Source organism: Limnohabitans sp. Hippo3 (assembly GCF_003063665.1).
In the GTDB taxonomy this organism is placed as follows: domain Bacteria; phylum Pseudomonadota; class Gammaproteobacteria; order Burkholderiales; family Burkholderiaceae_C; genus Limnohabitans_A.
Genome location: NZ_NESF01000001.1, coordinates 499,694 through 512,472 on the forward strand (window position 1 = coordinate 499,694; position 12,779 = coordinate 512,472).

12 protein-coding genes are annotated in these 12,779 nt (G+C 60.7%); 2 read left to right on the forward strand and 10 right to left on the reverse strand.

What is annotated here, in order from left to right:
• Positions 1 to 5: 5 nt before the first annotated feature.
• The 5 genes from rpsR to ppsA all read right to left on the reverse strand — a co-directional run bounded on the left by rpsR (position 6) and on the right by ppsA (position 5,605).
• Entirely contained in the window at positions 6 to 287 is a 282-nt protein-coding gene (rpsR, locus tag B9Z34_RS02330) for a 30S ribosomal protein S18 (RefSeq protein WP_019427495.1), read from the reverse strand.
• A gap of 14 nt (positions 288 to 301) precedes the next feature.
• Positions 302 to 589 (reverse strand): primosomal replication protein N, encoded by a 288-nt coding sequence (gene priB / locus B9Z34_RS02335; protein WP_108426481.1) that lies wholly within the window; start codon positions 587 to 589, stop codon positions 302 to 304.
• Positions 590 to 606: 17 nt separating this feature from the next.
• The gene (rpsF, locus tag B9Z34_RS02340; protein WP_108426482.1) at positions 607 to 972 is read right to left on the reverse strand and encodes a 30S ribosomal protein S6; all 366 of its coding nucleotides are present in this window, start codon (positions 970 to 972) and stop codon (positions 607 to 609) included.
• 81 nt (positions 973 to 1,053) lie between these two features.
• The gene (locus tag B9Z34_RS02345; RefSeq protein ID WP_108426483.1) at positions 1,054 to 3,180 is read right to left on the reverse strand and encodes a VC_2705 family sodium/solute symporter; all 2,127 of its coding nucleotides are present in this window, start codon (positions 3,178 to 3,180) and stop codon (positions 1,054 to 1,056) included.
• Between the two features lie 34 nt (positions 3,181 to 3,214).
• Entirely contained in the window at positions 3,215 to 5,605 is a 2,391-nt protein-coding gene (gene ppsA / locus B9Z34_RS02350; protein WP_108426484.1) for a phosphoenolpyruvate synthase, read from the reverse strand.
• A 142-nt stretch (positions 5,606 to 5,747) separates the two neighbouring features.
• Between ppsA and B9Z34_RS02355 the strand changes: the two genes are divergently transcribed.
• A complete protein-coding gene (locus tag B9Z34_RS02355; RefSeq protein WP_108426865.1) occupies positions 5,748 to 6,569 on the forward strand; it encodes a pyruvate, water dikinase regulatory protein in 822 nt (273 codons plus the stop codon).
• 9 nt (positions 6,570 to 6,578) lie between these two features.
• On the opposite strand, the gene glmM is transcribed toward B9Z34_RS02355, so the two are convergent.
• The 4 genes from glmM to B9Z34_RS02375 form a co-directional block, all read right to left on the reverse strand.
• Positions 6,579 to 7,907, reverse strand: a complete 1,329-nt coding sequence (glmM, locus tag B9Z34_RS02360) for a phosphoglucosamine mutase (RefSeq protein WP_108426485.1) — start codon at positions 7,905 to 7,907, stop codon at positions 6,579 to 6,581.
• An 87-nt stretch (positions 7,908 to 7,994) separates the two neighbouring features.
• A complete protein-coding gene (folP, locus tag B9Z34_RS02365) occupies positions 7,995 to 8,882 on the reverse strand; it encodes a dihydropteroate synthase (RefSeq protein WP_199220043.1) in 888 nt (295 codons plus the stop codon).
• A 63-nt stretch (positions 8,883 to 8,945) separates the two neighbouring features.
• Entirely contained in the window at positions 8,946 to 10,862 is a 1,917-nt protein-coding gene (gene ftsH, locus B9Z34_RS02370) for an ATP-dependent zinc metalloprotease FtsH (protein WP_108426486.1), read from the reverse strand.
• Positions 10,863 to 10,968: 106 nt separating this feature from the next.
• Positions 10,969 to 11,631, reverse strand: a complete 663-nt coding sequence (locus B9Z34_RS02375; RefSeq protein ID WP_108426487.1) for an RlmE family RNA methyltransferase — start codon at positions 11,629 to 11,631, stop codon at positions 10,969 to 10,971.
• 31 nt (positions 11,632 to 11,662) lie between these two features.
• On the opposite strand from B9Z34_RS02375, the gene B9Z34_RS02380 reads away from it, so the two are divergent.
• The gene (locus B9Z34_RS02380; RefSeq protein WP_108426488.1) at positions 11,663 to 12,136 is read left to right on the forward strand and encodes a YhbY family RNA-binding protein; all 474 of its coding nucleotides are present in this window, start codon (positions 11,663 to 11,665) and stop codon (positions 12,134 to 12,136) included.
• 69 nt (positions 12,137 to 12,205) lie between these two features.
• Here B9Z34_RS02380 and greA read toward each other — a convergent pair whose 3' ends face one another.
• Positions 12,206 to 12,682, reverse strand: a complete 477-nt coding sequence (greA, locus tag B9Z34_RS02385) for a transcription elongation factor GreA (RefSeq protein WP_108426489.1) — start codon at positions 12,680 to 12,682, stop codon at positions 12,206 to 12,208.
• Between the last annotated feature and the right edge of the window lie 97 nt (positions 12,683 to 12,779).

Sequence of the window (12,779 nt, forward strand, 5' to 3'; positions counted from 1 at the left end):
ACTCCTTAGACTTTGTGCTGGTCGGTGTAGGGCAACATGGCCAAAAAGCGTGCGCGCTTGATGGCGGTGTTGAGCTGACGCTGGAAGATGGCACGGGTGCCAGTCAGGCGCGCAGGGATGATCTTGCCGTTTTCGGCGATGAAGTCACGCAGGGTGTCCACATCTTTGTAGTCGATTTCTTCGACGCCGGTCACGGTGAAGCGGCAGAAACGCTTGCGCTTGAACAGCAGCGACTGGGTGTTGCGCTTGGGGCGCTTGTCTTTGTTGAATTTTTTGAACGTGGCCATGGGGCCTCCTGAAATTAATCTTGCTGAAACTCTTGAATGTGCAACACGACACTTTTGCCTTGTCGAGGGGTGGCCAAAAAGCCTTTGAACGTCCAAACGCTGCCTACCGCTTGCTTGACCAGTCTTTCAGCCAGTGACCCGAAGGCCAAGGCACGAAGTTTCAACTGGACTTGGCGTATTTGCCCGGCCTCTTGAACTTCAGAGGCGTGCTCCAGAATCAAATCGAGAGCAGGCAAACCAGCGGGGGTGTATCGCAAAGCGGCTTGCTCGGCAATACAGGCGGTCAGTTCGGTGCGGTTCACTCCTCAGCAGGCACGTGTCAAGCGGCGAATTCGGCTTGTTGTGACTTGCGGGCTTCTTCGCGCTCGACCGTCTTCATCATGGACGAAGGTGCGGTTTCGGCTTTCTTCTTGAGCACAGTCAGGTGACGCAGCACGGCGTCGTTGAACTTGAAGGCGTGCTCCAGTTCGGCCATGACGGCTTGGTCGGCTTCGATGTTCACGCACAGGTAGTGGGCCTTGCCCAGCTTGTTGATCTGGTAAGCCAGTTGACGGCGGCCCCAGTCTTCAACACGGTGGATATTGCCACCGCCGGCAGTGATCATGCCTTTGTAGCGCTCCAGCATGGCTGGAACTTGTTCGGACTGATCGGGATGGATCAGCAAAATGATTTCATAATGACGCATTGAGACTCCTTGCGGTTAACCCAAAAGGTTGGAAAAGCCGCCCCCAGCGTCTGTCGGGGTGCGGCAAGGCGAAGCCTGCAATTATAGCTTGAAATCAGAGGCCGCGGTAGCCGCCTTCTGCACCCCCGCCGGGGCTGGCAAGGGTTGGCGCGGGCTGACCCAACGAGCCGGCAGCAAAAGGGTCAGCAGCAGCATCACGCCAAAGCCCGTGGGCACCCCAAAAACACCCGCCGACAGCGGCTGAATGCCAAACCACAGCCCCGCGCTGGGGTCCAGGCCCCAGAAGTGGCGAAATCCTGGGGCATTGACCACCATGTAATACAGCGTGACACCCAAGCCCGACAACATGCCTGCCACCACGGCCGGGCGGTGGACTTTGCGCCAGACCATGCCCAAGACCATGCCCGGGAAGAACGCGGCCGCCGCCAGTGAAAAAGAGGTCGAGACCAAGGCCAGGATTTCAGCCGGCTTGAATGCCGCCACCACGGCGGCCAGCATGGCCACCGCGAGCAGCGCAAATTTGGAGAGGATGACGCGCCCTTCGGCCGATTTGGGCTTGCGCTCCCTGCCGGGGCCAATGTCGTGCACCAGGGCATTGCTGATGGTCAAGAGCAGGCCATCGGCTGTTGACAAGGCCGCGGCCAGGCCACCGGCAGCCACCAGACCCGACACCACAAAAGGCATGCCTCCCATCTCCGGGGTGGCCAGCATGATCATGTCGGCCCCCAGCTTCAACTCCCCCAGTTGCAGCACGCGGTCACCATTGACATCGGAAAACTCCAGCAGCGCGGAATCCAGCCGCGCCCATTGCGCCATCCAGCTGGGCAAATCTTCAAAACTGCTGCCCACCAGGTTGTTCATGACCTCGAACTTCACCAGCACCGCCAAGGCCGGCACACTCAGGTAGAGCAAACCAATGAAAAAAAGCGACCAGGCCACCGAACTGCGCGCCTGGGCCACCGACGGGACGGTGTAAAAACGTGTCAGCAAATGCGGCAAACCCGCCGTCCCGACCATCAGGCAAAACACCAGGGCCAGGAAGTTGAGCCGGGATTCGCCAAACAGCTTGACCTCTTCGGGACTGCCCTGCGGGTTGCCGGCAAAGGCCTGGGCATGCGGGGGCATGCCGCCCAAAGGCTTGGCCCGTTCCCGGTTCTCCAGCATGGCCCGGGTCCACTGCTCGCGGGCCGCAGCGGCATCGCGGGGCACGGCCAACAACTCACGCCGGGCTTGGGCGATGGCGGCGTAATCGGCCGATTGGGCCTTGAGCACACGGATTTTTTCTTCCAGCTCCTGTCGCAGCGACACCATCGCGCCTTCGACATTTTTCAGCCGCGCCTCGTACACCTGGGCGCGGCGGGCAAACTCCTGGCGGACTTCGATCTCACCGGGGTCGTTGATCAGCTTCTTTTCAATCGCCTCGATTTGCGCCAACTGCTGACCGTAGACCAGGGGTGCCAAAGGGCTGCCGAGTTGCTTGTAAGCCAGCCACGACACAGGGATCATGAACGCCAGCAAGAGCATGATGTACTGGGCCACCTGCGTCCAAGTGATGGCCCGCATGCCCCCCAGGAAAGAACACAACAAGACCCCGCCCAAACCGAGCAAGATGCCAATCTCGAACTGAACGCCGGTCAAGCGTGAAGCGATCAGGCCAATGCCGTAGATCTGGGCCACCACATAAGTGAACGAACACAAGACCGAAGCCAGCGCAGCGATGATGCGCGGCCAGCGCCCGCCGTAGCGCTGGTCAAAATAGTCAGGCAAGGTGTAGAGTTTCATCGCGCGCAACTGGGGCGCGATCAGCAAGGCGACCAGACAAAAACCGCCTGTCCAGCCCATCACATAAGCCAGGCCCCCGGGCTGCTGGCCGCTGCCAGAAAAGCCCTGCAGGTACAGCGCCCCGGCCAGACTGATGAAAGACGCCGCGCTCATCCAGTCGGCGGCCGTGGCCATGCCGTTGTACATGGCCGGGATGCGACGGCCCGCCACGTAGTACTCGTCCTCGTCGGTGGTCCGGCTCGAAATGCCGATCAAGGCATAAATCATCACCGTGCTGAACAGGAAGATGGGACCAATCAGGTTGCGCGACAAACCCCAGCGTTCAGCCCAGGCCATCGCGCCCATCAAACCGATCAGGATGGCGACATAAATCAGCACATTGCGGTGAAGCCGCCATGGGTTGGCCGCGTGGGGACGAACTGCCATGGTTGGGGTCAACGCAAAGTCTGAAACGCCGGCATCAACGACCCAGATTGGTCCAGGTTTCGATGACGGTGTCGGGGTTCAGCGAAATCGAGCTGATGCCCTGGTCCATCAGCCAATGCGCAAAGTCGGGATGGTCCGAGGGGCCTTGACCGCAAATGCCGATGTACTTGCCCTGCGCCAGACAGGCTTTGATGGCCTGCGAAATCAGCGCCGTCACGGCCGGATCACGTTCATCAAAGTCCACCGCCAGCAACTCCATGCCCGAGTCGCGGTCCAGACCCAAGGTCAGCTGGGTCAGGTCGTTGGAGCCGATCGAGAAGCCATCAAAGAATTCCAGGAACTGCTCCGCCAGAATGGCGTTGCTGGGCACCTCACACATCATGATGAGCTTGAGGCCGTCTTCGCCACGGCGCAAACCCTGGCTGGCCAGCAGCTGGGTGACCTTTTCGGCCTGGCCCAGGGTGCGCACAAAAGGCACCATGATCTGCACATTGGTCAGGCCCATCTCGCCACGCACCCGCTTGAGGGCCTCGCATTCCATGGCAAAGGCCTCGCCAAAATCTTCGCTGATGTACCGCGCAGCGCCCCGGAAACCCAGCATCGGGTTTTCTTCTTCCGGCTCGTAACGGCTGCCGCCAATGAGCTTGCAGTACTCGTTGCTTTTAAAGTCCGACAAACGCACGATGACCGGCTTGGGCCAGAAAGCGGCGGCAATGCTGGCCACACCTTCGGCCACCTTGTCGACGTAAAACGCGCGGGGGGACGCATGGCCACGAGCCACCGATTCCACCGCTTTTTTCAGGTCGGCATCGATGGCGGGGTAATCCAGGATGGCCTTGGGGTGCACGCCGATGTTGTTGTTGATGATGAACTCCAGACGCGCCAGGCCCACGCCAGCATTGGGCAGCTGGGCAAAATCAAACGCCAGCTGGGGGTTGCCCACGTTCATCATGATCTTGGTCTTGATCTCGGGCAGCACACCGCGCTGGATCTCGCTGATTTCGGTCTCCAGCAAGCCGTCGTAAATGTGGCCGGTATCGCCCTCGGCGCAGCTGACGGTGACCAGGGTGCCTTCGGCCAGTTGCTCGGTGGCGTTGCCGCAACCGACCACCGCCGGAATGCCCAGCTCGCGGGCAATGATGGCGGCATGGCAGGTGCGTCCGCCCCGGTTGGTGACGATGGCGCTGGCGCGTTTCATCACGGGCTCCCAGTTCGGGTCGGTCATGTCGGTCACCAGCACGTCACCCGGCTGGACCTTGTCCATCTCACTGATGTCTGCTACCCGCCGCACGGGGCCCGTGCCGATCTTTTGACCGATCGCGCGGCCTTCAGCCAGGATGGTGCTTTTGCCTTTGAGTTTGTAGCGCAGCTCGGGGGCACCCTTGGCCTGGCTTTTCACGGTTTCGGGACGTGCCTGCAGGATGTAGAGCAAGCCGTCGGTGCCGTCTTTGCCCCATTCGATGTCCATCGGGCGGCCGTAATGCTGCTCGATCACCACCGCGTAGCGAGCCAGTTGCTCGACCTCGTCATCGGTCAAGCTGTAACGGTTGCGCAGCTCGGTGGGCACATCGGTGGTTTTGACCAGCTTGCCCGAGGCGGATTTTTCCTCTGGCGTTGCGAACACCATCTCGATCAGCTTGGAGCCCAGGTTGCGGCGGATCACACTGCGCTTGCCTGCGGCCAACATGGGCTTGTGCACATAAAACTCGTCCGGGTTCACAGCGCCTTGCACCACCGTTTCGCCCAGGCCGTAGCTGGAGGTGATAAAGACCACATCTTCAAAGCCCGACTCGGTGTCGATGGTGAACATGACGCCTGCCGCACCCAGATCGGAGCGCACCATGCGCTGCACACCCGCCGACAAGGCCACGTCGGCATGGGCAAAGCCCTTGTGCACGCGGTAGCTGATGGCGCGGTCGTTGTAGAGTGAGGCGAACACCTCTTTCATCTTGTGCAGCACGTCGTCGATGCCCACCACGTTCAAAAAGGTTTCCTGTTGGCCGGCAAAAGAAGCGTCTGGCAGGTCTTCGGCCGTGGCGGATGAACGCACGGCAAACGAGGCTTCGGGGTTGCTGCCCTGCAGGCGAACAAATTCTTCACGAATGGCCTTTTCCAGATCGGCCGGAAAAGGCTGGGCTTCGACCATGGCGCGGATCTCGGTGCCTGCGGCGGCCAAGGCACGCACGTCCTCGGTGTCCAGCGCGTCCAGACGGGCGTTGATGCGATCGCTCAGGCCATCAAAAGCCAGGAACTGGCGAAACGCGTGGGCGGTGGTGGCAAAGCCCGTTGGCACACGTACACCGGAAGGCAGCTGGGAAATCATCTCCCCCAGGCTGGCGTTTTTGCCACCGACCGACTCGACGTCGGTCATGCGCAATTGTTCAAAGGGGACGACCAGGGCGGTCTCACTGAAAAGATCAGACATGCAAAGCTCCAAAGTTAAAACCGGGTGCCATGGAGCCGGGAAGGGCTGTGTTGTTCTTGTGGTTCGCGCGCCGACCGGGGCCATGGATAATCGAATCATTTTAGGGGGCTTGGTGCCCCTGCCCTTTGAAATTTTTGCACGCATGTCCAAACGCACTGTTTTTTTCGTGTCTGACGGCACCGGCATCACGGCCGAGACTTTTGGCAACGCCATCCTGGCGCAGTTCGACATGAAAACGCGGCATGTGCGGCTGCCCTTCACCGACACCATCGACAAGGCGCACCAGGCGGTACGCCAAATCAACCACACGGCCGACACCGAAGGCAGCAAACCCATCGTCTTCACCACCCTGGTGAACATGGATGTCCTCAAAGTCCTGCAAGAGCACTGCCAGGGCATGCTGCTGGACATGTTCGGCACCTTCGTGAACCCGCTGGAAAACGAGCTGGGCATCAAGTCGCACCACCGGGTGGGCCGTTTTTCGGACGTGAGCAAAAGCAAGGAATACCACGACCGGATCGAGGCCATCAATTTTTCCCTGGCCCACGACGATGGCCAGTCGAACCGGGATCTGGAATCGGCCGATGTGATTTTGGTGGGTGTGAGCCGCAGCGGCAAAACCCCGACCAGCCTGTACCTGGCCATGCAGCATGGCCTCAAAGCGGCCAACTACCCCTTGATTCCGGAAGACTTTGAACGCAAGCAGCTGCCCCCTGCCCTGGTGCCGCACCGCAAAAAAATCTTCGGCCTGAGCATCCACCCCGACCGCCTGGCAGAGATCCGTGCAGAACGCAGACCCAATTCGCGTTATGCCAGCATTGAAAACTGCCGCATGGAAGTGTCTGAAGCCGAGGCGATGATGCGCCGCTCAGGCATCCGCTGGCTGTCCACCACGACCAAATCGATCGAAGAAATCGCGACCACCATCCTGCAGGAAATCAAACCGGAGCGGCTGATTTATTGAACACCGGCTTCAGGCCAGGGTGGCGGCGATGCGCTCGGCGCATTGGCGGGCCTGATCGGCATCACGGGCTTCGACCATGACGCGCACCAAAGGCTCTGTGCCGCTGGCGCGGATCAGAACCCGCCCCGAATCGCCCAGCTGCGCCTCGGCAGCGCGGGTGGCGTCCCACAAAGGCCGATGGCCTTCCCAGTCAAAACCCGGCTTCAGGCGCACATTGATCAGCGTCTGTGGGAACAGTGTGATGCCCTCCAGCAACTGCGCCATGGTCTGCCCACTGCCCACACATGCTTGCAACACCTGCAAGGCGCTGACCAACCCGTCACCCGTGGTGTGCTTGTCCAGGGCCAGCAAATGGCCTGAACCTTCACCGCCGAGCAACCAGCCCTTGTCGTGCAAGACCTCCAGCACATAACGGTCGCCCACTTTGGCCCGCACAAATTGCACGCCTCGCTGCTTGAGGGCCACTTCCACCGCCAGATTGGTCATCAAGGTGCCCACCGCGCCGGGCACGGCTTCATCCCGGGCCAGGCGGTCTGCGACCATCAAATACAACAGCTCATCGCCATTGAACAGGCGACCACTGGCGTCCACGACTTGCAGGCGATCGGCATCGCCATCGAGCGCAATGCCGTAATCGGCCCGGTGGTCCTTGACCGCTTGCACCAGCGCCTGGGGGTGGGTCGCGCCCACGCCTTTGTTGATGTTCAGGCCGTCGGGCGAGCAGCCGATGGCCACCACTTCGGCACCCAACTCATGGAACACCTTGGGCGCGATCTGGTAGGCGGCCCCGTGGGCGGCGTCCACCACAATCTTCAGGCCCTTGAGGGTCAGGTCGTTGGAGAAGGTGCTCTTGCAAAATTCGATGTAGCGACCTGCCGCATCGTCCAGACGCCGGGTTTTGCCCAGCGCGGCCGAATCCACCCAGACCGGGTCCTCAAGCAAGGTCGCTTCCACGGTCTCCTCCCAGGCGTCAGACAATTTCTTGCCTTGGGCGCTGAAGAACTTGATGCCGTTATCTGCAAAGGGGTTGTGGCTCGCACTGATCACAACCCCCAAAGAAGCGCGTTGCGCGCGGGTCAGATAAGCGACGGCCGGAGTGGGCACCGGGCCCAGCAAGACGACATCGACCCCGGCCGAGTTGAAGCCCGACTCCAGGGCGCTTTCCAGCATGTACCCCGAAATGCGGGTGTCTTTGCCGATCAACACCGTTGGGTGCGCCTCTTGCGACTTCAAAACACGGCCCACGGCATGCGCCAGGCGCAAGATGAAATCGGGCGTGATCGGGCTTTGGCCCACCGTGCCGCGAATGCCGTCTGTGCCGAAATATTGACGTGCCATCTGAACAATCCTGATTTTTGTAATGACTGAGAGAATTTTAGTCGTCCAGACACACCGGAAAACTGACGGATACAAACGCTGAGCGCGTCAATGCGGCCTGGCGTTCTGGTTCATGGCCTGCCAGATCTTGAGCGCGTCCACCGTGTCCTTGACATCGTGCACCCGGACCACCGAAGCCCCCCGCTGCACCGCCAGCAAAGCCGCGGCCACACTGGCCGCTTGTCTTTGGGCAGGTTCCGGCACTTGCCCATCGTGGGCCAGTGCAGCGCCCAACGCTGATTTCCGGGACCAGCCCGCCAGGACAGGCCGTCCCAGGTGCAACAAGTCAGCCTGCTGCGCCAACAGCTGAAAATTCTGCGCCACCGTCTTGCCAAAGCCGATACCCGGGTCCAGCACCAGCCGGGCAGCGCCCACCCCAGCATCCAGCAAGGCGTGCATGCGGGCATGCAAAAAGTTTTCCACCTCGCGCAGCACATCGCCCGCCATGGTCTCGATTTGCATGGTTTGCGGGTCACGGTGCATGTGCATCAGACACACACCGCAGCTTGGATGGGCAGCCACCACCTGCTCGGCCCCCGGCTGACGCAGCGCCCAGATGTCGTTGATGATGTCCACCCCCGCATCGAGCACCGCCTGCATCACCTCGGGCTTGTAAGTGTCCACCGATATGGGCACTTGCCAGCGAACCGCTTCGCGCAAAAAAGGAGCCAGCCGCGCCAACTCCTGCGCCATGGGCACCACCACAGCGCCTGGGCGGGTGGATTCCGCGCCGATGTCCAGAATGTCAGCCCCATCGCGCAACAGTTGCTCGGCGTGGCGCAAGGCTTGGGCGGTTTCGGCATGTAGTCCGCCGTCCGAAAAAGAATCGGGCGTGAGATTGACAATGCCCATGACTTTGGGCTGCGACAGGTCCAGCTCAAATCGGGTGGTTTGCCAGTGCAAGGCGCTGTTCGGTCGGGTCAGGGGGGTGTCCATCGAGGTGACTCCATGAAAAACGGGGCCCGAAGGCCCCGCTGTGGTCAGGCGCTGCCTGAGCCATCAAGCCGCAGTGGTAGCCGGCTCGGTTTGAACCGCAGGGGTTCCACCGCCATTGCCGCCACCCGATGGGGGCGTGCGGGGCGTCCAGTCCTTGGGTGGCAAAGGATCGCGCCCGGCCATGATGTCGTCGATCTGGTCCTTGTCGATGGTTTCCCACTCCAGCAAGGCTTTGGCCATGGCGTGCATCTGGGCGCTGTGCTCCTCGATCAGGCGACGGGCCAGTTTGTACTGCTCGTCGATGATGCGGCGCACTTCCATGTCCACCTTTTGCATGGTGGACTCGCTCATGTTGGTGGTCTTGGTGACCGAACGACCCAAAAACACTTCGCCTTCGTTCTCGGCATAGACCATCGGGCCCAGCGCGTCGGTCATACCATAACGCATCACCATGTCGCGGGCAATCGATGTGGCACGCTCGAAATCGTTGCTGGCGCCCGTGGTCATCTGGTTCATGAACACTTCTTCCGCAATGCGGCCACCGAACAGCATGCTGATCTGGTTCAGCATGAACTCCTTGTCGTAGCTGTAGCGGTCTTGCTCGGGCAGGCTCATGGTCACACCCAAGGCGCGGCCACGGGGAATGATGGTGACCTTGTGCACCGGATCGCACTTGGGCAGCAGCTTGCCAATCAAGGCGTGGCCCGCTTCGTGGTAGGCCGTGTTGCGACGCTCGTGCTCGGGCATGACCATGCTCTTGCGCTCGGGGCCCATGAGGATTTTGTCCTTGGCTTTTTCGAAGTCCTGCATCTCGACCACACGGGCGTTGCGGCGTGCGGCCATCAGGGCGGCTTCGTTGCACAGGTTGGCCAGATCGGCACCACTCATGCCAGGTGTGCCACGGGCAATCACTTCAGCCTTCACATCCTGACCAATCGGCACCTTGCGCATGTGCACGTTCAGGATCTGCTCACGGCCGCGGATGTCGGGCAAAGTCACATACACCTGACGGTCAAAGCGGCCCGGGCGCAGCAAAGCGGCGTCCAGAATGTCAGGGCGGTTGGTGGCGGCCACCACGATCACACCCAGGTTGGTCTCGAAACCGTCCATCTCGACCAGCATCTGGTTGAGGGTCTGCTCGCGCTCGTCGTTACCACCGCCCAGGCCTGCGCCACGCTGGCGACCCACCGCATCAATTTCGTCGATGAAGATGATGCAAGGCGCGTTCTTTTTGGCGTTTTCGAACATGTCACGGACACGGGCCGCACCCACGCCGACGAACATTTCCACAAAGTCGGAGCCCGAAATGCTGAAAAACGGCACCTTGGCTTCTCCGGCGATGCCCTTGGCCAGCAAGGTCTTACCGGTTCCCGGTGGGCCCACAAGCAACAAGCCACGGGGAATGCGCCCGCCCAATTTCTGGAATTTCTGCGGGTCTTTCAGGAAGTCCACCACTTCCTTGACTTCCTCTTTGGCTTCGTCACAACCGGCCACGTCCGCGAAGGTGACCTGGTTGTTGTTTTCATCGAGCATGCGGGCCTTGGACTTGCCAAAGCTGAACGCGCCGCCCTTGCCACCGCCCTGCATCTGGCGCATGAAGTACACCCAGACGCCGATCAGCAGCAGCATGGGTCCCCAACTGACCAGCAGGGTCATGAGCAGTGAGCCTTCCTCGCGGGGCTTGACGTCGAACTTCACGCCGCTGTTGATCAGGTCACCCACCAGACCGCGGTCCAGGTAGGTGGCGGTGGTCTTGATGCGGCGGTCATCGTTGGTGATGGCCAGAATTTCGGTTCCGCCAGGGCTCTCGGAAATGGTGGCGCTCTTGATCCGGTTACCGCGAACCTCTTCCAGAAAATCTGAATAGCCAATGGCACTCGCACCAGCGACACCACGGTTGTCAAATTGCTTGAACAAGGTGAACAGCACCATGGCAATCACCATCCAGACGGCAATTTTGGAAAACCAGGGGTTATTCAAGAGGGGCTCCAATCGAAAAAAATGACTGTTCTCATTCTAGGCCTGTAGAAGGCGGCCATGGCACCCGAATCGGGTTTTGGCCCTCTAAAAGGCAGGAATTACGACATCAAACACCGTGAATCAGGCCCATGCCCACCAAAAAAGTCTCCGCGGACTTGTCCCGGGAGGATTTGGGCTTGATCGGCTTGACCACCTTGAAGGTCTCCTTGAACATCTTGACGATCTGGCTGTAGCCACTGCCGTGGAAGACCTTGACCACCAAGGCGCCCTGCGGTTTCATGTGGTTTTGGGCGAATTCCACCGCCAACTCGATCAAATGCTGGACACGCGCCGCGTCCGAAGACTCGATGCCCGACAAATTGGGGGCCATGTCGGAGACCACCACATCGGCCTGGCGGCCTTCAAGCGCGGCTTCGAGCAAGGCGGCGACCTCGTTTTCACGGAAATCTCCCTGAATGAAGTGCACACCTTCCACCGGAGCCATGGGCAAAATGTCCAGCGCGATGATGCGGCCGTTGAGTTCGCCCACCGCCGCGCCGTCCGGCGACAAACGGCGGCGCAGGTACTGGCTCCAGGCGCCCGGGGCCGAGCCCAGGTCCACCACCAGATCGCCCGGCCGGATCAAGCCCAGGGTTTCGTCGATTTCCTTGAGTTTGTAAGCCGCCCGCGCCCGGTAACCCTCTTTCAAGGCCAGTTTCACATAGGTGTCGTTGACGTGGTCGTTCAACCACGCTTTGTTCACCTTTTTACTTTTGGTTTTGACTTTCATTCTTTTGCGTCCTTGCGGGGATAATACGGGGATGCCCCAAATACAACTCACACCTGCCGAGCGCAAAGTCTTTCGCGCCGATGCCCACCACCTCGATCCCGTCGTCATGATCGGCGGCGATGGGCTGACCCCTGCCGTCATCAAGGAAACCGAAGCCGCCCTGAATGCCCACGGCCTGATCAAAATCCGTGTGCTGGGCGATGACCGCGCCGCACGTGAAGCCATGTTCGCCCAACTGGCTGAGCAGCTCAGCGCCGCGCCCATCCAGCACATCGGCAAACTGCTGATCCTGTGGCGGCCTCAGCCCGAGAAAATCAAGGAGCACGACGAGGACCGCAAAGCGGGCCCACGCGACTTCAAGATCCTCAAATACAGCTCACGCGGCGGCCAGCGCCCCGAAGTCAAAACTGTTCGCGTCCTGGGCAACCAGCGCCTGGCCGCTGGCGGCCAGATCAAGCGGGCCAAGCCCAAGCAAAAGTCGGTCAAAAAAGGCCGCCACGACTGAAGTGCCCAAGCGCCCGCACCGGACGGGCACCCACCACCTAGGCCGCTGAACAGCGGCCTTTGTTTTGCCTCAAACGTAAGACACGCCCACGATCTCGTAACGGCGCACACCGCCCGGAGCCTGCACTTCGGCCACATCGCCCTCTTCCTTGCCAATCAAGGCGCGTGCAATCGGGCTGCTGATGTTGATCAGCCCCAGCTTCAAATCGGCTTCGTCCTCGCCCACGATCTGGTAAGTCACAGACTCGCCCGTGCTCTCGTCTTCCAGCTCAACCGTGGCGCCAAAAACCACGCGCCCACCTGCATCCACCGACGCCGGGTCGATGATTTGCGCGGCCGACAGCTTGCCTTCGATTTCCTGAATCCGGCCTTCGATGAAACCCTGACGGTCTTTGGCTGCATCGTATTCGGCGTTCTCGCTCAGGTCACCCTGGGCACGCGCTTCGGCAATGGCCTGGATCACGGCGGGACGGTCCACAGTTTTTAGGCGGTGCAACTCGTCCTTGAGTTTTTCGGCACCACGTTTGGTGATCGGGATGGTTGACATGTTCTCGTTACTCCAAAAGGAAACCGCCGAGCGATGAGACTCGGCGGTCATTGGCAACATTATGCCCCGCACCCGGGTCAGGGTGCAGGACGAGGGG

Excerpts from the sequence above, each read along its gene's own strand:
- B9Z34_RS02355 (WP_108426865.1), top strand. The coding sequence starts at position 5,748 with ATGTCCAAACGCACTGTTTTTTTCGTGTCTGACGGCACCGGCATCACG.
- B9Z34_RS02380 (WP_108426488.1), top strand. The coding sequence starts at position 11,663 with ATGCCCCAAATACAACTCACACCTGCCGAGCGCAAAGTCTTTCGCGCC.
- folP (WP_199220043.1), bottom strand. The coding sequence starts at position 8,882 with ATGGACACCCCCCTGACCCGACCGAACAGCGCCTTGCACTGGCAAACC.
- B9Z34_RS02375 (WP_108426487.1), bottom strand. The coding sequence starts at position 11,631 with ATGAAAGTCAAAACCAAAAGTAAAAAGGTGAACAAAGCGTGGTTGAAC.
- B9Z34_RS02345 (WP_108426483.1), bottom strand. The coding sequence starts at position 3,180 with ATGGCAGTTCGTCCCCACGCGGCCAACCCATGGCGGCTTCACCGCAAT.
- rpsF (WP_108426482.1), bottom strand. The coding sequence starts at position 972 with ATGCGTCATTATGAAATCATTTTGCTGATCCATCCCGATCAGTCCGAA.
- glmM (WP_108426485.1), bottom strand. The coding sequence starts at position 7,907 with ATGGCACGTCAATATTTCGGCACAGACGGCATTCGCGGCACGGTGGGC.
- greA (WP_108426489.1), bottom strand. The coding sequence starts at position 12,682 with ATGTCAACCATCCCGATCACCAAACGTGGTGCCGAAAAACTCAAGGAC.
- ppsA (WP_108426484.1), bottom strand. The coding sequence starts at position 5,605 with ATGTCTGATCTTTTCAGTGAGACCGCCCTGGTCGTCCCCTTTGAACAA.
- rpsR (WP_019427495.1), bottom strand. The coding sequence starts at position 287 with ATGGCCACGTTCAAAAAATTCAACAAAGACAAGCGCCCCAAGCGCAAC.